This is a genomic window from Streptomyces sulfonofaciens, from assembly GCF_014656295.1.
Lineage (GTDB): Bacteria > Actinomycetota > Actinomycetes > Streptomycetales > Streptomycetaceae > Streptomyces > Streptomyces sulfonofaciens.
On the sequence record NZ_BNCD01000016.1, the window covers coordinates 75,588 to 98,116 of the forward strand.

Below are 22,529 nucleotides of genomic sequence, written 5' to 3' on the forward strand. Positions count from 1 at the left end.
ACGCTGAGACTCCGGGTCGTACGCCACTCCCCGTATACATGTTCAAAAGCAGTGAAGGATGTCGAACGCATGGCCAAGAACGCAAGACGACCCCGACGAGCACACCGCTGGGCGGTGCGGGCGGGAGCACTGACAGGGGCGGCCGCGCTGACCGTCCTCGGTGCCGCAGGACCCTCCCTCGCGTCGGGGCACGACTACGGGGGCACGGCGACTCCTATCAAGCACGTCGTGGTCATCTTCGGTGAGAACATCTCCTTCGACCACTACTTCGCCACCTACCCGAAGGCCGCCAACACGGACGGCACGCCGTTCAAGGCGTCCAAGCACACGCCCAAGGACATCGACACCCTGGCGCACGCGGGTCTGCTGACGAAGAACCCCAACCAGTACCAGCCCAAGCGGCTCAGCCAGGAGCAGGCCGTCACCTGCGACCAGAACCACAGCTACACGCCCGAGCAGTACGCCTACAACGGCGGCAAGGCGGACAAGTTCGTCGAGAACACCGACTCGGGCAAGTGCTCCGGCAACCTCTTCGGCGAGCCGGGCCTGGTGATGGACTACTACGACGGCAACACGGTCACCGCCTGGTGGAACTACGCCCAGCACTACTCGCTGAACGACCGTTCCTTCAGCGACGTGTACGGCCCCTCCAGCCCCGGCGCCATCAGCGTGGTCTCGGGCCAGACCCACGGCATCATCTCCACGGACCCGGCGTCCGGCAGCGAGAACCCCAAGCAGACGGACAAGCCGGACCCGTACACCGTGGTCTCGCCCGACGCCAAGGGCGTCGGCACCATGATCAACGACCCCGACCCGGCGTACGACGACTGCTCGGGCTCCGACCACACCTCGAAGAACGCGCTCGGCGCCATGCAGGGCAAGAACATCGGTGACCTGCTGAGCCAGAAGCACGTCAGTTGGGGCTGGTTCCAGGGCGGCTTCAAGCCCGGCACCGCGTGGGACGGCCAGCAGGGCCACTACGCCAAGTGCGCCTCGGTGACGCACACCAACGTGGGCGGCGCCGCGGTCGAGGACTACAGCCCCCACCACGAGCCCTTCCAGTACTACAAGTCGACGGCGAACCCGCACCACCTGCCGCCCAAGAGCGTCAAGGAGATCGGGCACGACGGACAGGCGAACCACCAGTACGACCTGACCGACTTCGACGCGGCCCTCAAGACCGGCAACCTCCCGTCGGTCAGCTACCTGAAGGCGGCCTCCTACCAGGACGGCCACGCCGGCTACTCGGACCCGGTCGACGAGCAGCACTTCCTGGTCGACACGATCAACAAGGTGCAGAAGTCCTCGCAGTGGAAGGACACCGCCATCGTCCTGGCCTACGACGACTCGGACGGCTGGTACGACCACGTCATGGCGAAGGTGAAGAACGGCTCGAAGGACACCGCGCCCGACTCGCACGGCAACCCCACCGACAGCCCGGCCTGCCAGGCGGGCCCGGCCGCCGCGGGTGGCTACGCCGACCGGTGCGGCCCCGGCCCGCGCCAGCCGCTGATCGTCGTCTCGCCGTACAGCAAGGTCAACGCGGTCGACCACACGCCGACCCAGCAGGCCTCGGTCGTGAAGTTCATCGAGGACAACTGGCACATCGGCCGGATCGGTGACAGCTCGTTCGACAAGGACGCCGGCTCCCTGAACGGCATGTTCGACTTCCGGCACCCGAACAACCAGCAGGTGCTGCTGAACAGCGACGGCTCGGTGAAGTCGGTCGGCCGCATCCCGCACCACGTGGCCACCGCGAGCGAGAAGGCCGTGGACGCCGCGCAGTACACCGGCGGCGAGATCGCGCTGTCCGCGAACGGCAGCGACGGTACGCCGTCCTACGCCGTCGCGGGTGCCGCGGCCGTGGTCGCGCTGGTCGGCGCGGGCGCAGGGGTCGCGGTGCTGCGGCGCCGCAGGGCCCACGCAGGCTCGGCGCACTGACCCACCGCGCCGGTGCACCGGCACGTACCACCGTGCCGGTGCACCGGTAAGCACCACCCCGGTGAGGCGGCGGTAGGCGCCACCGCGGTGGAGCCGCCGCGGTCGAAACCGCGGCGGTGACGGCGCCGCAGATCGCGCACATCCGGGGCCGGCCCGAATCGGGCCGGCCCCGGACCTTTTCCCGCGGGCGCACCTCCCGGCCGGGGGGCGCCCCTGCCGGGAGGTGCGCCCGGCCTACGCCGGTTCCGCCAGCGGCAGGAGGGTGCGCGGGGCCGCGGTGGGCAGGGGGACCTGCACCACCTCGTCGGTCGCGTCGTCGACCACGGTGACCCGTACGGCCGGCCGCGGGGTGTTGTCGACGGTCGCCGCGAGGTCGAGCGCGAACAGCACGTTCACCGGCCGCGCCCCCTGCCCTCCCTCATGCACGCCCGCGTACCGCAGGATGCGCCAGCCGTCCTCGTCCCAGTGGTCGAGCAGTCCCGAGCGGACCACGGCCGAGGCCGCCTGCCAGGCGAGCGAGCGCTCCAGCAGTTCCACGGACGCCGCCACCGGCGCTCCGGCGGCCGGTCCCCCGAGCGGATGGCCGAAGACCCTCAGCCGCGCCCTGCGCAGCGGCAGCAGCCACAGCCGGTCCACACCGCCGAAGAGCACCACCAGGACGGCCGCGGCGAGGAGCACGAGGACCGCGGACGCGACCGGACGCCCGGCCGGGGCGGACCACCAGGTGCCGTCCGCCGCCGGCGCGGCCAGGCCGGCCGCCACCACGAGGGCGGCACGGGTGAAGGACCGCCACCCGATCGGCCCCTCCTCGCCCGCCGTGCAGCCGCACGACGACCGGGGAGCGGTCGCCTTGGCGTACCCCAGGTAGCCGAGGAAGCCGGCGCCGAGCACCGCCGCGGCCCCGCAGGACGCCACCGCCCGCGGGGCCGCGAGCAGGCCGGCCGCCACGGCCAGCTCGGCCGCGCCGACGCAGCGCAGCGCACGCGCGGCACGCCGGCCGTCGCCCAGGAGCCGCACCAGCACGGTGCCGGCGGCCTGCCGCGCCACCTGTCGCCCGAACAGCTTGCCCGCACCGGTTGCGGCCAGCAGGCCGCCGCACAGCAGGGGCGCGAGGGTGGAGAGGAGTGAGATCATCGGCCCTCCCTCAGTGGCCCGCGGTCACTCGGGCGACGTCTATGCCGTCGTCCTCGGGCCGCCAGGCGCCGAGGATCTGCGCCGACTGGCCGATCCGCAGCCGGGACAGGTCCGCGGTCTGCGCACCGCCGAGGTAGGAGGCCGTGGTGTGCGCGGCGTGCAGGTGTCCGACGACCGCGTGCCTGCCGTGCGACAGGTGCAGGCGGTCCTTCGCGATTCCGCGGATCGTGCACAGTATGTTGACGATGTTGACCCACACCGCGTCCGCCGCGATGGTGCCGTCCGGCATGTCCACACCCCGGGCGTACAGGCCGTCGCCGGGCTTGATCGCGTCGGCGGTGGTGGGCCGCAGCTTCCAGACGCTGGTGGCGTTGGTCAGTTGGACGAGGTGCTGCTCGCCGTAGGAGCCCTTGACCTCCAGGACGCTGCCGTTGACACGGCTGATGCGTCCCTCGGCGAAGGTCGACCTGGCGATCGCGGGGTCGAGCGACGGCATCGGCTCGGCGAACGCGGCCTCCGCGTCGAGGCCGCCGAGTGCCGAGGCGCCCACGACGGTGGCGCCCCCGAGGGCCGCGCGGGTGAGGAAGCGCCGCCGGTCGAACCCCCGGCGGTCGCCGGACCGCCCGTGCTGGTGTCCGGTGTTCATCGCGTTCTCCTCCTCTCGTCGTGCGTCACTCGTAGATGTAGACGGGCAGCATGCCGGAATCGAGGTTCCCGATGGCCGAGAAGGCCGCCGGGGTCAGGTCGATCACCCGGTTGGTGCGGCAGGCGCCGTTGCAGCAGGTCGCCTCGCCGCAGAAGCTCTTGGTGCGCGGTCCGCAGTCCGAGATCGTGACGCAGACGGTGGCACCGGAGCACTGGTGTCTGACGTTCATCACCGAGCCGCAGCCGCGCCGCGGGATGTTCTCGCCGCACAGGTCGGGTCTGGTGATGTCGAAGCACGCCTGCGAGGCGTTGGGCCATGCGGCCTGTGCCCTGCTGGACTGGCAGGTTCCGCACGCGCCCGTCCCGGCGCTGCCGCAGGGGCCCCAGGCGCTGCCGCAGCAGAACCAGGTGCTCTCTCCGGCCCAGAGGCTGGTCGATCCGCAAGCCATGTCGCATCCCTTCACCGGCGCGGTCCCCACCTGGACATGTCGCCCGTCGGGGGCGCGCCGTACCGGGGGGCGGACCGCATTGGACTGTTCGTGGACCGGCACGCGGCATTCGGCGTCCACACGGCCCGCACCCTCGGGGCGGTGGTCGCACGAGGCCGTCGGAGGACGCCGATATTTGCATGCCCATGACAATTCTGGGGCCGTCATGAGGGCGGCGCCGGAATCGTGCGGGGGTTGTCTCTCGGCGTGCCTCCTGCGTGTGCCGATGGGGCAGATGTGTCGGCAGTGCAGGTGGAGCACGCCCATGATGCTCGCTTCTACGCGCGTCCGCCAGGGGGCGTGGGCATCTCGTGAAGACAGGGCAGGAAGTCCCTGGCAGGGCGCCCGGGCGGAGTCGCGAAGGCCGCCGCCCCTCCTCTTCCGGGTGCCTGGGGACGGTGCGCCGGGGCGGGGCCGCGGGGCGGCGGTGAACGGTGCGGGGGCTGGGCGCCGGGGACCGGGCGCCGCCCCCGGGGCCCTCGCGGGGCCCCGACTGCGGTTGCGGGTGCCCGGGGGCCGCGTTACCACGGGATCAGATCCCTGCCTTCCGGGAGGCGGTATGGCGACAGAAATCTCGCCCCTCATCAAAGGGTCCGGACTCAAGGCGAGAGGCGGACTCCTGGGAGAATGCCTCGCCGAGTTCCTGGGCACCATGGTGCTTGTCTCGTTCGGTGACGGCGTGGTGGCGATGGCCGTCGCGGCACTGCCCGGTTCCGGGCGGACGTCAGGGCCCACCACCTTCTTCCTGGGAGCGGGCGACTGGCTGCTCGTCACCTGGGGCTGGGCCTTCGCCGTGGCCTTCGCCATCTACGTCGCCGGCGGTGTGAGCGGTGCGCACATCAACCCGGCGGTGACGCTCGCCTTCGCGGTGCGCCGCAAGTTCGCCTGGGCCAAGGTCGTGCCCTACTGGGCGGCCCAGGTCGCGGGCGCGTTCGTGGGTGCGGCCCTCGTCTACGCCGTCTACCACAGCGCCATCAACGCCTTCGACTCCACGATCAAGGCGCCGAAGACGGGCGGGCACACCCTTCAGACGTTCTCGATCTTCGCCACCTTCCCCGCGCCGTACTTCCACGGCGGCATCTGGGGCCCGCTGGTCGACCAGATCGTCGGCACCGCGTTCCTGGTGCTGTTCGTGGTGGCCCTCATCGACCTCCGGAACCAGTCGGTGAAGGCCAATCTCGGGCCGCTGCTGGTGGGTTTCGTGGTGGCCGCCATCGGCATGTCCTACGGTGCGAACGCCGGATACGCCATCAATCCGGCGCGCGACTTCGGGCCCCGTCTGCTCGCTTACACCGAGGGCTGGAGCAGTCTGGCGTTCCCGGGTTCGATGGCGGGCTCCTTCAGCGCCTACTGGTGGATCCCGATCGTCGGCCCGCTGGTCGGCGGCACGGTCGGCGTCCTCGTCTACGACCTCTTCATCAGCGACACCCTCCACGCCCGCGCCCAACTGGGCGAGCCGCAGGAGGTGGGCAGGACGAAGCCGACGACCACGGAGGGGGAGTAGCGCCGGGGCCCGCGGCCCCGCACGCACGCCGCCGGGGCGCCGCGCCCCGGCGGGAAACGCCTCCCGTCCGCCTGTACCGAGCGCCAGCGAAGGCGCCGGCCCCAACTCCCGGCGGCCCCGCCCTGCGGCGGCCCCGGGTCCCCGCCGTCCCGAGCTCCCGGCGGCCCCGTGCCCGGTGGACCCACGCCGGGCGCGGGGCCGCCGTCCGCCGCCGCCCCGACCGCGTTGCCGCGGCGTCCCCGCGGTGCCGCCCGACCCGCCCGAACCGTGTCGCTATTGGGCCGATCGAGTGAGAGCGCGTAACAATGGGGGCATGTGCGGAAGACAGCGAGCGCGGATCGGGACGGGGTGGGGCAGTGAGCGGTCACGACGCCACCGATGAACAGTGGGAAGGGCTCGCCGAGGTCGTACCGCTGCGCAGCGGTGACGCCTGGCCGACGTGGCCCGGCCTCCCCGCGGCCCCTGCGCCGGAGGCCGAGACGGCGGCCCGCCGCCGGTTCGTCGTCATGCGGGTGAACGTCTTCGCGGACGCCCGCGAGGTCGCCGAGACCCTGATGGCGCAGATCCCCGTCCTGCTCGACCTGAGCAGTGCCGAGACCGACGTGGCGAAGCGGGTCCTCGACTTCAGCAGCGGGGTGGTCTTCGGCCTCGGCAGCGCCATGCACCGCGTCGACCGGAATGTCTTCCTGCTGGCCCCGCCGGGAACCGAGGTGCGCGGGAAGGTGAGCGGCGCGGCGGGTTGAGGCGGCTTTGCCCGGGCGGGCACGCGGCCGGCGACACCCGGCGGCGCGTGCGCGATGGTGGCGGGCGGCCGTCAACCGCGGTGCGGCAGCCGGGGCCGTCACGGGCTCCCGGCGTCCCCCGATCGTGGTAAGGCCGGTGAGAGGTAACGGTTCATCCGATCATCGGATCCCTACCGTCCCTGTATGACCGCACCTGTTCGCGACGCGGAGCCCGAGCGCGCCGCCCGTGTCCCCGCCGCCGACCACCCCTCCCGCGCCCTGCGCCCGGCCCTCACCGAACTGCGCCTCTCGTCCTTCGCGGCACATCGGAAGGCGGTCGTCCGGATGGGTCCCGTCACCTACCTGGCGGGGCCGAGCGGCAGCGGTAAGTCCACCGTGCTGCGGGCCGCCGAGGCACTGGCGCGGCTCGGCGGCGGTGCGCGGCTCGTGGAGGCGTTCCCGGACCCGCCGGCCTGCGTACCCGACCGGGAGGGGCCCCGCGCGGGGCGGCGCGGTTTCCGGATCGGCTGCGGCGCCGAAGGACCGGCGGGCCCCGTGCGGCTCGTACTCGCCGTCCAGACGGAGCCGGACCTGCGCATCGTCGGCGAACGCCTCACGGCGGGCGGTCTGACCCTCCTGCAGACCGGGCTGCGCGACCCGGCGCGGCGCGTCGTCGAGGCGGCCTGGCACACGGGCGGGTCGGCACCGCTCACCCGCGGCCCGCTGCCGGACGACCGGCTCGGCACCCCCCTGCTTCCGCTGCGGGTGGCCGGGCGCACCGACGGGCAGCGGCTCGTGCTCGCGGCCGCCGAGCAGATGGTGGTCGCCCTGCGCTCGGTGTTCGCCTGCGATCCCTGCCCGTCCGCGATGCGGCGCCCGGCGCCCCGGGGAGGCGGCCGGCTGCTGAGCGGCTGCGGCAACCTCGCGGAGGTGCTCCGGCGGACCGGGGCGGAGTGCGGCAGGCGCCACGCCCGGCTGGTGGCGGCGGCCCGCGCGGGTTGCGCGGGACCGGTGCGCGACCTGACCACCCGGCAGCTCGACGACGGCACCGTGTGCGCGCTGCTGGACCGCGGCGACGGCATCCTCACCCCGGTGGACCGCCTCGGCGACGGCGAACTGCGCTACCTCGCCCTCGCCCTGGTGCTGCTCACCGGACCCGGTGTCCTCGAGGTCGACACGGCCGCCGAGGTGCCGGCCGCGTACCAGACGCTCACCGTCCTCGCCGACGGCTTCGACCGGTGCCTCGACGACCGGCAACTGCGCGAACTCACCGGCCTCGCCGCGGAGATGTGCGCCGGCGGCCACCTCAGGCTGCTGGCCGCCGTGCGCACCACCACCGCCGCCCAGGGCGCCGCCCCGGCCTCGGTGGTACACCTGAAGCCGTGACAGACACCCCTTCCGCACCCACTCCCCGTCCGCCGGACGTGCCTGCCCTGCAGCGCAGGCTGGCCAAGTTCGCGGCGGCCCGCCGCTGGGAGCCCTTCCACACCCCCAAGAACCTGGTCGCGGCGCTGAGCGTGGAGGCGTCCGAACTGGTCGAGATCTTCCAGTGGCTGACGCCGGAGGAGTCCGCGCGGGTGATGGACGACCCCGGGTCGGCGCACCGCGTCAGGGACGAGGTGGCGGACGTCCTCGCGTATCTGCTGCAACTGTGCGAGGTGTTGGGGATCGACGCCCTGCGCGCACTTGAGGAAAAGATCGACCGCAATGAACGGAGATTTCCGGTGCCGAGTGATTCCGCCCCGTCTCGCGGTGGTTCGTGAACCCACGGGCCGTCAACACGCCTGTGTGTCACCCATGATCCGTCACTCTCCGGAGTTACTAACTTATCAACATGGGATTTTCTGTCCACAGATTTCGGGTTTCCTCTGGCTTTTCGTCCCAAGGGGATTCACTCTTAGTAGTGGACACGAGAGTTGAAGGATCGCGTGACGTGCGCGACAGAGGAAGACCTCCAGAAAGACGGGGACGGCGGATGGACGCAGTGCAGCTCATCGGATTGGGCAGGTGCGCACTGGCACAGAGCCAAGAGGTCCCGGGCATCATGGCCGAGGCATGGCAGGTACAGGCCCTGGCACAGGCGGTCGGCAGCAGGTTGGCGGTCGGCGGCCCGCCGGAGCTGCGGGGCGAGGCGCTGAGCCTGAGCGAAGTGGGCGGCAGGGGATGCGGTGCCCTCGGCACCCCAGCCCTCAAGGTCGAGGACATCCGGGCGAGCCGTCTCTCCGAGATCGGCGACGCCCGCCAGACCCTCCTGGAGCTGGGCGTGATGCTCGGCGAGCTGGGCATCACGCTCGTCGGCACGGCCTGTTCCGCCGAGGAGGACGGGATCTACTGGCAGTGCATGGAGGCTATCGACGCGGCGGACGAGGCCCGCGACCGGGTCGTCGAGATGCTCCGCAAGCTCGCCGCCCGCGAGGAGAGCCTTCCCGAGCCCGACTCCGCGGGAACCCCGTGAGCCGGCCGGCGCCGGCACGATGAGGGAACCGGCCGGCACCGGCACCATGAGGAAAGGCGCCCGCGCGGGAGCCGGCGTACGACAGGCCCCCGAAAGTGCCCCACGGTCACGCGGAACGGACCGCGTCCCGGCCGGGAAGCGCACGGGACACGCCACGGGCCGCCGCAGACGCTCCCGACCTTCGTCCCCCGGCAGTCCGGCAGGACCACTTCCGCGGCCCCCCGGAGGGGTCCCGCTGACCATGACGTGCGCCGGAGCCCGGGCAGGAGCTTGCGCCGGCGCGCGGGGGGAGCCCGAACCGGCCGCGTGCGGGCGCGTGCGTCGGCCGTGGCCGGGGCGTGCAGGATGGGGACATGGATCTTCGCATCTTCACGGAGCCCCAGCAGGGCGCTTCCTACGACACCCTCCTGAGTGTGGCCAAGGCGACCGAGGACCTCGGGTTCGACGCCTTCTTCCGCTCGGACCACTTCCTGCGGATGGGATCGGCCGACGGGCTGCCCGGGCCGACCGACGCCTGGATCACCCTGGCCGGCCTGGCCCGTGAGACCAGCCGCATCAAGCTCGGCACCCTGATGACGGCGGGCACCTTCCGGCTGCCCGGCGTCCTCGCCATCCAGGTGGCCCAGGTCGACCAGATGTCCGGCGGCCGGGTCGAGCTGGGCCTGGGCACCGGTTGGTACCAGGAGGAGCACGCGGCGTACGGGATCCCGTTCCCCAGGGAGAAGTTCGCGCGGCTGGAGGAGCAGCTTGCGATCATCACCGGCCTGTGGAGCACGGAGGTCGGCAAGACGTTCAGCTACGACGGGACGTACTACCAGCTCACCGACTCGCCCGCGCTGCCCAAGCCGGCGCAGGCCAAGGTACCCGTGCTCATCGGAGGCCACGGCACGGCCCGCACCCCGGAGCTGGCCGGCCGGTACGCCGACGAGTTCAACATCCCGTTCGCCTCCGTCGAGGACACCGAGCGGCAGTTCGGCCGGGTCCGGGCCGCCGTGGAGCAGGCCGGACGCGGGCCCGGCGACCTGGTCTACTCGAACGCGCTGGTCGCGTGCGTGGGCAAGGACGACGCCGAAGTCGCCCGCAGGGCCGCGGCCATCGGCCGCGAGGTGGACGAACTCAAGGCCAGCGGCCTGGCCGGTACTCCGGCCGAGGTGGTCGACAGGATCGGGCAGTACGAGGCGGTCGGCTCGCAGCGCGTCTACCTCCAGATCCTGGACCTCTCCGACCTGGACCACCTGGAGCTGATCTCCGCCGAGGTGCAGTCCCGGCTGTCCTGAGCCCGCGTGCCGCCCGCGCTCGGTCCGGGGCCCTCGGGCGGGCGGCCGGGGCGGCCCACCGGACCCCGGCCCGTCCCAGCGGGCGTCCCGCCCCGCGCGCGGCCCCCGGCGCGCGCAGTGGCGTCCTCCGCTGCGTGCACCGGCCCGCGCGCCCGTCCGCGGGAGGGCCGAAGGTCCATAGCCACCGCCGTCCGCAGGAGGGCCGAAAGTCCGTAGCCACCGCCGTCCGGCGCGGCGATACTCGGACAGGTGTTCCTGACGATCAGTACCACCGGCACGCCCGAACGGCCCGCCACCGACCTCGGCTTCCTGCTGCACAAGCACCCCGACCACGCGCAGGCATTCGCCACCTCCTACGGCACCGCGCACGTGGTCTACCCCGAGGCGTCGGCCCGGCGGTGCACCGCGGCGCTGCTGCTGGAGGTCGATCCGGTGGCGCTGGTGCGGCGCGGCAGGGGCAGGGGCCGGGGCGGCGCACCGGACGCGGCCCTCGCGCAGTACGTGAACGACCGGCCGTACGCGGCCTCGTCGCTGTTCGCCGTCGCCCTCGGCGGTGTCTTCTCCAGTGCGATGAAGGGCCGCTGCAAGGCCAGGCCGGACCTGGTCGACCAGCCGCTGCCGCTGCGCATCGAGGTGCCCGTGCTGCCCGCCGCCGGGGGCCCCGCGCTGGTCCGGGCGCTCTTCGAGCCGCTCGGCTGGACGGTGACCGCCGAGCCCGTACCGCTCGACGCGGCCTTCCCGTCCTGGGGCGACTCGCGCTACGTACGCCTCGTCCTGGAAGGGGACCAGCGGCTCGCCCGGGCGCTCTGCCACCTCTACGTGCTTCTTCCGGTGCTCGACGACGCCAAGCACTACTGGGTGGCGTCCGACGAGGTGGACAAGCTGCTGAGGGCCGGTGAGGGCTGGCTGCCCGGCCATCCGGAGCAGGTGCTGATCACCCGCCGCTACCTGGCCCGCCGCTGGTCGCTGACGCGCGAGGCCCGCGAGCGGCTTGAGCTGGTACGGCTCGCCGAGTCGGACGACACCGGGGTCGAGGAGATCGACAACGCCGTGCCGGACGACACCCCGGACGAGATCGCGGCCGCGGCCGCGGACGGCACGGCAGGGGAGTCCGCCGCCGGGCGGACCGCCGCCGAGGGCACGGTGGTCCCGGACACCGCTGACACTCCGCACGCCCCGCTCGCTCCGGGCGGCGCCGGCGTCCCGGGCACGGCGGACACCGCCGTCGCGCTCGCCGTGCAGCGCCGCGCGGCCCTCCTCGACGCACTGCGCACCGCGGGCGCGAGCCGGGTGCTCGACCTGGGCTGCGGACAGGGAAAGCTGGTGCAGGAACTGCTGAAGGACCCGCGGTTCACCGAGGTCGTCGGGGTGGACGTCTCCATGCGCGCGCTGGCCGCCGCCGCCCGGCGGCTGCGGGTCGAGCCCTCCTCCTGGCCGACCGGCCCGGCGGCTGCCGCCGGGGAGCGGCGGACCGGGCGCGTGCGGCTCCTCCAGGGCTCGCTTGCCTACACGGACGGCAGGCTGAAGGGCTATGACGCGGCCGTGCTCTGCGAGGTGATCGAACACCTGGACCCGCCCCGGCTGCCGGCGCTGGAGCACGCCGTCTTCGGTGCGGCGCGCCCCCGGACCGTCCTCGTCACCACGCCCAACGCCGAGTACAACGTCCGCTGGGAGAGCCTTCCGGCCGGGCGGGTGCGCCATGCCGACCACCGCTTCGAGTGGAGCCGCGAGCAGTTCGGGACATGGGCGCGCGCGGTCGCCGCCCGGCACGGGTACGAGGTGCGCACCGCGCCGATCGGACCCGACGACCCCGAGGTGGGACCGCCCACCCAGATGGCCGTCTTCCGCAGGACCGAGCAGACGAAGGGAGCACAGGCAGCATGACCGGTACCGCGGCCGAACCGGCCGCCTCTTCCGCCCGGCGCGTCCTCGGCGTGACCGACCTGTGCCTCGTGGTGCTCGTCGGCGCCTCGGGCTCCGGCAAGTCCACCTTCGCCCGGCGGCACTTCAGGCCGACGGAGGTGATCTCCTCCGACTTCTGCCGCGGCCTCGTCGGCGACGACGAGAACGATCAGGACGCCACCCGGGACGCCTTCGACGTACTGCACTACATCGCGGGCAAACGCCTCGCGGCCGGCCGCCTCACGGTCGTCGACGCGACCAGCGTGCAGAGCGACAGCCGCAGGCAGTTGGTCCGGCTGGCTCGCGCGTACGACGTGCTGCCCGTCGCGATCGTCCTGGACGTGCCCGAGGAGGTGTGCGCCGCACGCAACGCGGCCCGTGCCGACCGGGCCGGCATGCCGCGCCGCGTCATCCAGCGGCACACCCGCGAACTGCACCGATCGCTGCGCCACCTGGAGCGGGAGGGCTTCCGCCGGGTGCACGTCCTGCGCGGCCCGGACGAGGTGGCGGCCGCCGAGATCGTCAGGGAGCGGCGCTTCAACGATCTGAGGCACCTCACGGGCCCCTTCGACATCATCGGCGACGTCCACGGGTGCAGCTCCGAACTGGAGGCGCTGCTCGCCAGGCTCGGCTACGTGGACGGGAGGCACCCGCACGGACGCACGGCCGTCTTCCTCGGCGACCTCGTCGACCGCGGCCCCGACAGCCCCGGTGTGCTGCGCCGTGTGATGTCGATGGTCGCCGCCGGCACCGCCCTGTGCGTGCCGGGCAACCACGAGAACAAGCTCGGCCGCTGGCTGCACGGGCGCAAGGTGCAGCAGACGCACGGCCTGACGGAGACCATCGAGCAGTTGGACCGGGAGGACGAGGGGTTCCGCGCGCAGGTGCGCGGGTTCGTCGACGGCCTCGTCAGCCACTACGTGCTCGACGGCGGGCGGCTGGTCGTCTGCCATGCGGGACTGCCCGAGAAGTACCACGGGCGCACCTCGGGCCGCGTCCGCTCGCACGCCCTGTACGGCGACACCACCGGCGAGACCGACGAGTTCGGCCTGCCCGTGCGCTACCCCTGGGCCGAGGACTACCGCGGGCGCGCGGCCGTCGTCTACGGCCACACCCCGGTGCCGAACGCGTCCTGGCAGAACAACACCATCTGCCTGGACACCGGTGCGGTCTTCGGCGGCCGGCTCACCGCGCTGCGCTGGCCCGAACGCGAACTCGTCGACGTCCCCGCAGAGCGGGTCTGGTACGAGCCGGCCAGGCCGCTGCGCCCCGAGGCGCCCGGCAGTGGCGACGGGCGGCCGCTGGACCTCGCCGACGTGGCCGCCCGCCGCGCGGTGGAGACCCGGCACGCCGGCCGGATCACCGTTCGCGAGGAGAACGCGGCCGCCGCGCTGGAGGTGATGAGCCGCTTCGCGATCGACCCGCGGCTGCTGCCCTACCTGCCCCCGACGATGGCGCCCACCGCCACCTCGCGCCGCGACGGCTTCCTGGAGCACCCCGCGGATGCCTTCGCGCAGTACGCGGCGGACGGCGTGGCGCGGGTGGTGTGCGAGGAGAAGCACATGGGCTCGCGTGCGGTGGTCCTCATCTGCCGGGACGCGGACGTGGCCCGGGAGCGCTTCGGTGCGGGTGCGGGTGCGGGTGCGGGCGCCGAGCTCACCGGTGCCCTCTACACCCGGACCGGGCGGGCCTTCTTCGACGATCCGGCCGTCACCGAGGAGATCCTGCGCCGGGTGCGCACCGCGATCGGCCAGGCCGGGCTCTGGGAGGAGCTGGACACGGACTGGCTGCTGCTGGACACCGAGCTGATGCCCTGGTCCCTGAAGGCCTCCGGGCTGCTGCGCACCCAGTACGCGGCGGTGGGCGCCGCGTCCGGCGCCGTCCTCCCGGCTGCCCTGGCCGCGCTCGAAGCGGCGGCCGACCGCGGCGTCGACACCCTGGAGCTGCTGGCCCGCCAGCGGGACAGGGCCCGGGACGCCGCCGCCTTCACCGATGCGTACCGGCGGTACTGCTGGCCCACCGAGGGCCTGGACGGAGTGCGGCTCGCGCCGTTCCAGATCCTGGCCTCGCAGGGCCGCAACCGCGCCGTGCTGCCGCACGACGCACAGCTCGCGCTGCTCGACCGGATGGTCGAGCACGACACCAGCAGCCTCCTGCAGACCACGCGCCGGCTCTACGTGGACACCGGGGACGAGGCGTCGGCACGGGCGGGGGTCGACTGGTGGCTGGAGATGACGGGGCGGGGCGGCGAGGGGATGGTCGTCAAGCCGGTGGAGGCGATGGCCAGGACCGGGCAGGGGCGCCTGGTGCAGGCCGGGATCAAGTGCCGCGGGCGCGAGTACCTGCGGATCGTCTACGGCCCCGAGTACACGCGGCCCGCCCATCTGGAGCGGCTGCGGTCGCGGTCCCTCGGGCACAAGCGGTCGTTGGCGATCCGCGAGTACGCGCTGGGGCTTGAGGCGCTGGACCGGCTGGCGGAGGGGGAGCCGCTGTGGCGGATCCACGAGGCGGTGTTCGCCGTCCTGGCCCTGGAGTCGGAGCCGGTGGACCCCCGGCTGTGACCGCCTCCGCCGGCCCGGCCCGCGGGGCGCGCGCCCCCGGTCCGGCACTCTTCAGCGAAGCGCCCGCACCGCCCGGGCAGGGCCGGGTCCGACGACGCACGGTGAACGGACGGCGCCGCCCCGCCACCGCCGCCGGAACCGGGGCGGGGAAGCGGCCGCACCCGCCCGGTGCGGGCCGCCGCCGCCCGGGTCCCCGCCTCAGCGGACCGGTGGTAAGCGGGGCGCCGGGGGCAGGATGGGAAGCATGGGATTCCACGTCGACTCCGAGGCCGGGCGGCTGCGCCGCGTCATCCTGCACCGCCCGGACCTGGAGCTGAAACGCCTCACCCCCAGCAACAAGGACACGCTCCTGTTCGACGACGTCCTCTGGGTGCGGCGCGCCCGCCAGGAGCACGACGGCTTCGCCGACGTCCTCAGGGACCGCGGGGTGACGGTCCACCTCTTCGGCGACCTGCTCACCGAGACGCTGGACATCCCGGCGGCCCGGTTGCTCGTCCTGGACCGGGTCTTCGACGAGAAGGAGTACGGGCCGCTGGCCACCGACCACCTGCGCGCCGCCTTCGAGTCCCTCGCGTCCACCGAGCTGGCCGAGGCGCTGGTGGGCGGGATGACCAAGCGGGAGTTCCTGGAGCGGCACCCCGAGCCGTCGTCGGTGCGCTTCCACGTCATGGACCTGGACGACTTCCTGCTCGACCCGCTGCCGAACCACCTCTTCACCCGGGACACCTCCGCCTGGATCTACGACGGCGTGTCGATCAACGCGATGCGCTGGCCCGCCCGGCAGCGCGAGACGGTGCACTTCGAGGCGATCTACCAGCACCACCCGCTCTTCCACGGCGACCGCGCGGGCCCGTTCCACACCTGGTCGCAGGGCCAGGCGGACTATCCGTCCACCATCGAGGGCGGGGACGTCCTGGTGATCGGCCGGGGGGCGGTGCTCATCGGCATGAGCGAGCGCACCACCCCGCAGGCCGTGGAGATGCTGGCGCACAAGCTCTTCGCGGCCGGTTCCGCCCGCACCATCGTCGCCCTGGACATGCCGAAGCGGCGGGCCTTCATGCACCTGGACACCCTGATGACGATGGTCGACGGGGACACCTTCACGCAGTACGCGGGCCTCGGCATGCTCCGCTCGTACACCATCGAGCCGGGTACCGACGGCAGCGAGCTGAAGGTCACCGACCATCCGCCGGAGCACATGCACCGGGCCATCGCCGCCGCGCTCGGGCTCAGCGGGATCCGGGTCCTCACGGCCACCCAGGACGTCCACTCGGCCGAGCGCGAGCAGTGGGACGACGGCTGCAACGTGCTCGCGGTCGAGCCGGGAGTGGTCGTCGCGTACGAGCGGAACGCCACGACCAACACCCATCTGCGCAAACAGGGCATCGAGGTGATCGAGATCCCCGGGAGCGAGCTGGGCCGGGGGCGGGGCGGGCCGCGCTGCATGAGCTGTCCTGTGGAGCGGGACGCCGTGCCGCGGTGAGGTCCGGGAGCCGGACAGTCTGTATATAAATGTAAGGTGCTGTATATACTTCCAGCCTTCGTGTCCGCGTCTCACCCCAGGAGCACCTCATGGCGACCGTCCCGGTCAAGCTCACCGGACGCCACTTCCTCAAGGAGCTGGACTGCACCGCCGAGGAGTTCCGCGGCCTGGTCGAGCTGGCCGCCGAGCTCAAGGCGGCCAAGCGCGCGGGCACCGAGCCCCGGCTCCTCGCCGGCCGGAACATCGCGCTCATCTTCGAGAAGACCTCCACCAGGACGCGGTGCGCCTTCGAGGTCGCCGCCGCCGACCAGGGTGCCGCCACCACCTACCTCGACCCCGCCGGCTCGCAGATAGGGCACAAGGAGTCGGTGAAGGACACCGCCCGGGTGCTCGGCAGGATGTTCGACGCGATCCAGTACCGCGGGGACAGCCAGGCCAACGTGGAAGAGCTGGCCGCCCATGCCGGTGTGCCCGTCTACAACGGCCTCACGGACGACTGGCACCCCACCCAGATGCTGGCCGACGTGCTCACCGTGACCGAGCACTGCAAGAAGCCGCTCGACGCCGGCCTGGGCTTCGCCTACCTCGGTGACGCCCGCTTCAACATGGGCAACTCCTACCTGGTCACCGGCGCGCTGCTCGGCCTGGACGTCCGCATCGTGGCCCCGAAGGCGTACTGGCCGGCCCCCGCGGTGGTGGACCGCGCACGGCGGCTGGCCGCCGTCAGCGGTGCCGTCGTCACGCTCACCGAGGACGTCGCCGAGGGCGTGCGCGGCGCGGACTTCGTCGCCACCGACGTCTGGGTCTCCATGGGGGAGCCCAAGGAGGTCTGGGACGAGCGCATCGCCGCGCTGCGGTCGTACGCGGTGACCATGGACGTGCTGCGGGCCACCGGCAATCCGGACGTGAAGTTCCTGCACTGCCTGCCCGCCTTCCACGACCTCGGCACCCGGGTCGGCCGGGAGATCCACGAACGGCACGGCCTGGCATCCCTCGAAGTGACCGACGAGGTGTTCGAGTCCGCCCACTCGGTCGTCTTCGACGAGGCGGAGAACCGGCTGCACACCATCAAGGCCCTCATGGTCGCCACCCTCACCTGACCTGCCGCCCGCGGGGCCGGCGCGGACCCCGCGCCGCCCCCCGCGGGGCTTCGGCCGCATCCTGTGCCGAGCGCCCGCTCTCTTGTCATGTCCCCGCTGGGGCCCTACAGTCCGGGCTCGGCCCCCTTTTTGGGAGCGCTCCCATGGCGGAGTGCTCCCGTGTGCGCCGCGGGGCCGCTGTGTGCGCCCCACCGCTCCACGTTCCAGAAGACCCCCACATCCCTCTGGAAGGGGATCCCATGACACTCCGCGTTCATCCGGCACGCTCCGTGCGCGCCGGCCTGGCGGCACTCCTGCTGGCCATGGGCTCGCTGACCGCCGTCGCGACCACGACGGGCACCGCCCACGCCGATACGCAGATATGCGATGCGTACGGGACCACGACCATCCAGGGCAGCTACGTCGTCCAGAACAACCGATGGGGCACCAGCGAGGCCCAGTGCATCAACGTGACCGGCACCGGCTTCCGCGTCACGCAGGCGAACGGCTCCGTGGCGACGGACGGCCCGCCCAAGTCGTACCCCTCGGTCTTCAACGGCTGCCACTACACGAAGTGCTCACCGGGTACCGCCCTGCCCAAGCAGATCAGCGCGATCGGCAGTGCGCCGAGCAGCGTCTCGTACAGCTTCGTCGACAACGCCGTCTTCGATGCGGCCTACGACATCTGGCTGGACCCGCAGCCGAAGAAGGACGGGGTCAACCGGACCGAGATAATGATCTGGCTCAACCACGTCGGGCCCGTGCAGCCGGTGGGCTCGCAGTCCGGGACGGCCACGGTCGGCGGTCGGAGCTGGGCCGTCTGGACGGGCAACAACGGCGGCAACGACGTGGTCTCCTACGTCGCCCCCTCGGCGATGTCCGGATACAGCTTCGACGTCAAGGCCTTCGTCAATGACACCATCAGCCGGGGCAAGGCCCAGAGCTCCTGGTACCTGACCAGCGTCCAGGCCGGGTTCGAGCCCTGGCAGAACGGTGCCGGGCTGGCCGTGAACTCGTTCTCCTCCACCGTGAACTGATCGCACCGTGAACTGATCGCACCGCGCACTGGTCGCACCGCGCGCTGGGTGCGCCGCGCACGCACCACCGCGCCGGCGGGCGCGGCTGCCGCCCGGCGGGGGGAGTTCCCGCCGGGCGGACGGCGCGCCGGGGCGGCCGTCAGGTCAGGGGGACGTCGGTCTGGGCGGGGTGCCGGCGCTGCTGGCGGGGGACGCAGGACAGCGTGAACCAGACGGCCTTGCCCCTGTCGGTGGGCCGGTGGCCGCAGGACGAGCTGAGGGTGCGCAGCAGGACCAGGCCCCGGCCGTGCTCCTGCCAGGGGTCGGGCTCCTCGATGGGGCCGGGGACGCCGAGGGAGCCGGGCGGTGCGGGGTCGCAGTCGTGCACCTCGACCTGGCAGCGGCCGGGCAGCATCGCGACGACCAGCTCTATGGGCCCCTCCGCGGTGGTGTGCTCGACGGCGTTGGCGACCAGCTCCGCGGTGAGCAGCTCGGCCGTGTCGCTGTCGGTGGTGTGCTCCATGTCCTTCAGGGCCGAGCGCACCACCGCACGCGCCATGGGCACCGCGGCCGCGGTGCGCGGCAGCGCTATACGCCAGGGGACCTGTGCGGGAGGTATGAACACGGCGACATCCAGTCCGGAGAGCAGCTGGGCCTGCTTTCAACCTTTTGAATGGTACGGGGCCTATGGGTGAACTCTCCCGGCGGGTCCGGTTCGAGCTCTCTGACCTGGACTTCTTCTCTGGTCTGTGACCGTGGTGCACCTCTGTGTGCCCTTCTTGTGTGCCTTGCGCACCGGTCCTGTGCCCATGTCGTGCCCGTCTCTGCGGCCAGGGTACCGCGCTATCGCGTGCTCGTGACGGGAGTCAGGAACCAGTGATAACTTCATGGCGGTACCCGCTGTCACCGGAACCCGCTGCCACCCCGGTGCGTCGCTGCGTGTGCGGTCCGCGCCGGCCCGTCAGCCGCCCCCTGCCCGAGGAGGCCGCGCCATGAGTCCCTTCGCCGGATCCGCGTCCCGCACGCGGGAGTGGCACCACCTCCGCCTCACCGTGGCCGACGGCGTCGCTACGGTCACGCTCGCCCGCCCGGAGAAGCTGAACGCCCTGACCTTCGGTGCCTACGCCGACCTGCGCGACCTGCTCGCCGAGCTGTCGAGGGAGCGCTCCGTGCGCGCGCTGGTGCTGGCCGGCGGGGGCCGGGGCTTCTGCTCCGGCGGCGACGTGGACGACATCATCGGCGCCACGCTCGCCATGGACACCGCCGAACTCGTCGACTTCAACCGGATGACGGGACAGGTCGTCCGTGCCGTGCGCGAGTGCCCGTTCCCGGTGATCGCCGCGGTGCACGGGGTGGCGGCCGGCGCGGGAGCCGTCCTCGCGCTGGCCGCGGACTTCCGGGTCGCCGATCCCTCCGCGCGGTTCGCCTTCCTGTTCACCAGGGTCGGTCTCTCCGGCGGTGACATGGGCGCCGCGTATCTGCTGCCCCGGGTCGTCGGCCTCGGCCACGCCACCCGGCTGCTGATGCTGGGCGAACCGGTGCGGGCCGCGGAGGCCGAGCGGATCGGACTGATCAGCGAGCTGGCCGAGGACGGCGGTGCCGACGACCGGGCGCAGCGGCTCGCCCGCCGCCTCGCCGACGGGCCCGCGCTCGCCCTTGCGCAGACCAAGGCCCTGCTCACGGCCGAACTCGACATGCCGCTCGGCGCCGCCGTCGAACTGGACGCGTCGACGCAGGCGCTGCTGATGACGGGCGCGGACTACGCGGAGTTCCACGCGGCGTTCACACAGAAGCGCGACCCCCAGTGGCGGGGGCGCTGACGGTGCCCGCCGACCCCGCGCCCACGGCCCCTGCCGCCCGCCCCGCGCCCACGGCGCCCGCCGTTCCCGCCGCCACGGAACCTTCCGGACCCGCCGTGTCCGCCGGGTCCGCCGTGCCCGCCGGCCCCGCCGCGTCCGCCGGTCCGGTGCGGCGGGTCGCCGTGGTCGGCGGGGGGCCCGGCGGGCTGTACGCCGCGGCCCTGCTCAAACGGCTCGATCCGGCACGCGAGGTCACCGTCTGGGAGCGCAACGCACCGGACGATACCTTCGGGTTCGGGGTCGTGCTCTCCGACGAGACCCTCGGCGGGATCGAGAGCGCGGACCCCGTGGTGTACGCGGCGCTGGAGGCCGAGTTCGTCCGCTGGGACGACATCGCGATCGTGCACCGCGGCCACCGGCAGATCTCCGGGGGGCACGGCTTCGCCGCCCTGGAGCGCCGCCGCCTGCTGGAGATCCTGCACGAGCGCTGCCGTTCCCTGGGCGTCGGGCTCCGCTTCCGCACGGAGGCGCCGCCGGTCGACGCGCTGGCGGCGGCGCACGACCTGGTGATCGTCGCCGACGGTGTGCACAGCCTCACGCGCGCCGCGCGGGCCGACGTCTTCCGCCCTCGTGTCACCGCGCACCGCTGCCGCTACATCTGGCTCGCCGCCGACTTCGCCTTCGACGCCTTCCGCTTCGAGATCGCCGAGACCGGGCACGGCACCGTGCAGTTGCACGGCTACCCGTACGCGGCGGACGCCAGCACCGTGATCGTCGAGATGCGCGAGGAGGTCTGGGAGGCGGCCGGCTTCGCCGGCCTGGACGAGCGCCGGTCCGCCGAGCGCTGCGCCGGGATCTTCGCCACCGCCCTCGGGGGCCGCCCGCTGCGCGGCAACCGCTCCTCCTGGCTCACCTTCCGCACCGTCGTCAACGAGACGTGGTCGGCCGGCAACGTCGTCCTGCTGGGCGACGCCGCGCACACGGCGCACTTCTCCATCGGCTCCGGAACCAAGCTCGCCGTCGAGGACGCCCTGGCCCTCGCCGCCTGCATCGAGGAGCACGCACCGCGGCGGCGCGCGCACGGCCCGGCCGGCCCCGGCCCCGGTCGGGAGCACGATGCGGCCGCCGCCGTGCCGTCCGCTCTCACCCGGGCCCTGCGTGCGTACGAGGCCGAGCGGAAGCCCGTCGTCGCCTCCACGCAGCGCGCGGCCCGGGCCAGCCTGGAGTGGTTCGAGGACCTGGACCTCTACACGGGCCAGCCGCCCCGGCAGTTCGCCTTCAACCTGCTCACCCGCAGCCGCCGCGTCACCCACGGCAACCTGCGGCTGCGCGACCCGGACTTCACCCGGGCCGTGGAGCGCGACGCGGGCTGCCCGGCCGGCACCCCGCCGATGTTCACGCCCTTCCGGCTGCGCGGTCTGACCCTGCGCAACCGCGTCGTCTGCTCGCCCATGGACCTGTACTCGGCCGAGGACGGCGTGCCCGGCGACCTCCACCTGGTCCACCTGGGCGCCAGGGCGCTGGGCGGAGCAGGTCTGGTGATGACGGAGATGGTCTGCGTCAGCGCACGGGGCCGGATCACGCCGGGCTGCACGGGCCTGTACACGGACGGGCAGGCGGCGGCCTGGCGGCGGATCGTGGACTTCGTGCACACCCGGGCGCCCGGCACCGCGCTCGGCGTCCAGCTCGGGCACGCGGGCCGCAAGGGCTCCACCAAGCTGATGTGGGAGGGCATGGACCAGCCCCTGGACGACGGCAACTGGCCGCTGGTCGCCGCCTCCGCCATCCCGTACACGCCCCGCAGCCAGACCCCGCAGGAGCTCGCTCCGGCGGGCCTCGCGGCGGTGCGCGAGCGGTTCACCGAGGCCGCGCGGCGGGCCGCGGACTGCGGCTTCGACCTCCTGGAGCTGCACTGCGCGCACGGCTACCTGCTGTCCGGGTTCCTCTCGCCGCTGACCAACCGGCGCACCGACGCCTACGGCGGCTCGCTGACCGGCCGCCTCCGCTTCCCGCTGGAGGTCTTCGACGCGGTGCGCGCGGTGTGGCCCGCGGAACGGCCCATGACGGTCCGCATCTCCGCCACCGACTGGGCACCGGGCGGCACCACGGCAGAGGACGCCGTGCGGATCGCCCGGGCCTTCGCCGCGCACGGCGCCGACGCCATCGACGTCTCCACCGGCCAGGTCGTTGCCGAGGAGCGTCCGGAGCACGGGCGCTCGTACCAGACCCCGTACGCCGACCGGATCCGCAACACCGCGGGTGTCCCGGTGATCGCGGTCGGTGCCATCTCCTCGTGGGACGACGTCAACTCCCTGATCCTGGCCGGCCGCACCGACCTGTGCGCACTGGCCCGCCCCCACCTGTACGACCCGCACTGGACCCTGCACGCCGCCGCGGAGCAGGGCTACACGGGCCCCGGCGCGGCCTGGCCGGTGCCGTACCTGGCGGGCAGCCGCCGCCCGCCCACCGGCCGCACCGACGCGCCGAAGCCCCGCCTCACCCTGGACGGCTGAGACCGCCGCA

17 protein-coding genes and 1 pseudogene are annotated in these 22,529 nt (G+C 73.1%); 14 read left to right on the forward strand and 4 right to left on the reverse strand.

The window, feature by feature from the left end:
- Positions 1-69: 69 nt before the first annotated feature.
- Entirely contained in the window at positions 70-1,941 is a 1,872-nt protein-coding gene (locus tag IE313_RS24350; protein WP_189935779.1) for a phospholipase C, read from the forward strand.
- Positions 1,942-2,175: 234 nt separating this feature from the next.
- Here the strand turns inward: IE313_RS24350 and IE313_RS24355 are convergent, their stop codons facing one another.
- The 3 genes from IE313_RS24355 to IE313_RS24365 are packed head-to-tail and all read right to left on the reverse strand — an operon-like array spanning position 2,176 to position 4,169.
- Positions 2,176-3,075 (reverse strand): MauE/DoxX family redox-associated membrane protein, encoded by a 900-nt coding sequence (locus IE313_RS24355; RefSeq protein ID WP_189935780.1) that lies wholly within the window; start codon positions 3,073-3,075, stop codon positions 2,176-2,178.
- Between the two features lie 10 nt (positions 3,076-3,085).
- Positions 3,086-3,721, reverse strand: a complete 636-nt coding sequence (locus tag IE313_RS24360; RefSeq protein ID WP_189935782.1) for a cell wall protein — start codon at positions 3,719-3,721, stop codon at positions 3,086-3,088.
- A gap of 25 nt (positions 3,722-3,746) precedes the next feature.
- Positions 3,747-4,169, reverse strand: coding sequence for an RlpA-like double-psi beta-barrel domain-containing protein (locus IE313_RS24365; RefSeq protein WP_189935783.1), 423 nt, complete (start codon positions 4,167-4,169; stop codon positions 3,747-3,749).
- A gap of 598 nt (positions 4,170-4,767) precedes the next feature.
- Here IE313_RS24365 and IE313_RS24370 point away from each other — a divergent pair.
- The 11 genes and pseudogenes from IE313_RS24370 to IE313_RS24420 form a co-directional block, all read left to right on the forward strand.
- Positions 4,768-5,712, forward strand: coding sequence for an MIP/aquaporin family protein (locus IE313_RS24370; protein WP_189935785.1), 945 nt, complete (start codon positions 4,768-4,770; stop codon positions 5,710-5,712).
- Between the two features lie 356 nt (positions 5,713-6,068).
- Positions 6,069-6,455, forward strand: a complete 387-nt coding sequence (locus IE313_RS24375) for a cell division protein SepF (RefSeq protein ID WP_189935787.1) — start codon at positions 6,069-6,071, stop codon at positions 6,453-6,455.
- A 183-nt stretch (positions 6,456-6,638) separates the two neighbouring features.
- A complete protein-coding gene (locus tag IE313_RS24380; protein WP_229924908.1) occupies positions 6,639-7,820 on the forward strand; it encodes an AAA family ATPase in 1,182 nt (393 codons plus the stop codon).
- Positions 7,817-8,197, forward strand: coding sequence for a nucleotide pyrophosphohydrolase (locus tag IE313_RS24385; protein ID WP_229924909.1), 381 nt, complete (start codon positions 7,817-7,819; stop codon positions 8,195-8,197). Before IE313_RS24380 ends, IE313_RS24385 begins: the two co-directional genes overlap by 4 nt.
- A 212-nt stretch (positions 8,198-8,409) precedes the next feature.
- On the forward strand, positions 8,410-8,889 hold the full coding sequence (locus IE313_RS24390) for a DUF6099 family protein (protein WP_189935789.1): 480 nt from the start codon (positions 8,410-8,412) through the stop codon (positions 8,887-8,889).
- 353 nt (positions 8,890-9,242) lie between these two features.
- Positions 9,243-10,166 (forward strand): LLM class F420-dependent oxidoreductase, encoded by a 924-nt coding sequence (locus IE313_RS24395; protein ID WP_189935790.1) that lies wholly within the window; start codon positions 9,243-9,245, stop codon positions 10,164-10,166.
- A 249-nt stretch (positions 10,167-10,415) separates the two neighbouring features.
- On the forward strand, positions 10,416-12,050 hold the full coding sequence (locus IE313_RS24400) for a 3' terminal RNA ribose 2'-O-methyltransferase Hen1 (protein WP_189935792.1): 1,635 nt from the start codon (positions 10,416-10,418) through the stop codon (positions 12,048-12,050).
- Complete coding sequence (locus IE313_RS24405; RefSeq protein ID WP_189935793.1) at positions 12,047-14,629, forward strand: polynucleotide kinase-phosphatase; 2,583 nt, start codon at positions 12,047-12,049, stop codon at positions 14,627-14,629. Before IE313_RS24400 ends, IE313_RS24405 begins: the two co-directional genes overlap by 4 nt.
- Positions 14,630-14,873: 244 nt before the next feature.
- Positions 14,874-16,112 (forward strand): arginine deiminase, encoded by a 1,239-nt coding sequence (locus IE313_RS24410; RefSeq protein WP_189935795.1) that lies wholly within the window; start codon positions 14,874-14,876, stop codon positions 16,110-16,112.
- Between the two features lie 89 nt (positions 16,113-16,201).
- On the forward strand, positions 16,202-17,212 hold the full coding sequence (argF, locus tag IE313_RS24415) for an ornithine carbamoyltransferase (protein WP_189935797.1): 1,011 nt from the start codon (positions 16,202-16,204) through the stop codon (positions 17,210-17,212).
- Between the two features lie 239 nt (positions 17,213-17,451).
- A pseudogene (locus tag IE313_RS24420) lies at positions 17,452-18,225 on the forward strand (GH12 family glycosyl hydrolase domain-containing protein); the annotation flags it as partial.
- A gap of 142 nt (positions 18,226-18,367) precedes the next feature.
- Here the strand turns inward: IE313_RS24420 and IE313_RS24425 are convergent.
- Entirely contained in the window at positions 18,368-18,832 is a 465-nt protein-coding gene (locus tag IE313_RS24425; protein ID WP_229924910.1) for an ATP-binding protein, read from the reverse strand.
- Between the two features lie 367 nt (positions 18,833-19,199).
- On the opposite strand from IE313_RS24425, the gene IE313_RS24430 reads away from it, so the two are divergent.
- Both IE313_RS24430 and IE313_RS24435 read left to right on the forward strand, forming a co-directional pair.
- A complete protein-coding gene (locus IE313_RS24430) occupies positions 19,200-20,027 on the forward strand; it encodes an enoyl-CoA hydratase family protein (RefSeq protein ID WP_189935799.1) in 828 nt (275 codons plus the stop codon).
- A gap of 113 nt (positions 20,028-20,140) precedes the next feature.
- Positions 20,141-22,519 (forward strand): bifunctional salicylyl-CoA 5-hydroxylase/oxidoreductase, encoded by a 2,379-nt coding sequence (locus IE313_RS24435; protein WP_373317055.1) that lies wholly within the window; start codon positions 20,141-20,143, stop codon positions 22,517-22,519.
- Positions 22,520-22,529 lie beyond the last annotated feature (10 nt).

Coding starts and splice junctions, on each gene's coding strand:
- IE313_RS24350 (WP_189935779.1), top strand. CDS start 70: ATGGCCAAGAACGCAAGACGACCCCGACGAGCACACCGCTGGGCGGTG.
- IE313_RS24355 (WP_189935780.1), bottom strand. CDS start 3,075: ATGATCTCACTCCTCTCCACCCTCGCGCCCCTGCTGTGCGGCGGCCTG.
- IE313_RS24360 (WP_189935782.1), bottom strand. CDS start 3,721: ATGAACACCGGACACCAGCACGGGCGGTCCGGCGACCGCCGGGGGTTC.
- IE313_RS24365 (WP_189935783.1), bottom strand. CDS start 4,169: ATGGCTTGCGGATCGACCAGCCTCTGGGCCGGAGAGAGCACCTGGTTC.
- IE313_RS24370 (WP_189935785.1), top strand. CDS start 4,768: ATGGCGACAGAAATCTCGCCCCTCATCAAAGGGTCCGGACTCAAGGCG.
- IE313_RS24380 (WP_229924908.1), top strand. CDS start 6,639: ATGACCGCACCTGTTCGCGACGCGGAGCCCGAGCGCGCCGCCCGTGTC.
- IE313_RS24390 (WP_189935789.1), top strand. CDS start 8,410: ATGGACGCAGTGCAGCTCATCGGATTGGGCAGGTGCGCACTGGCACAG.
- IE313_RS24395 (WP_189935790.1), top strand. CDS start 9,243: ATGGATCTTCGCATCTTCACGGAGCCCCAGCAGGGCGCTTCCTACGAC.
- IE313_RS24405 (WP_189935793.1), top strand. CDS start 12,047: ATGACCGGTACCGCGGCCGAACCGGCCGCCTCTTCCGCCCGGCGCGTC.
- IE313_RS24410 (WP_189935795.1), top strand. CDS start 14,874: ATGGGATTCCACGTCGACTCCGAGGCCGGGCGGCTGCGCCGCGTCATC.
- argF (WP_189935797.1), top strand. CDS start 16,202: ATGGCGACCGTCCCGGTCAAGCTCACCGGACGCCACTTCCTCAAGGAG.
- IE313_RS24430 (WP_189935799.1), top strand. CDS start 19,200: ATGAGTCCCTTCGCCGGATCCGCGTCCCGCACGCGGGAGTGGCACCAC.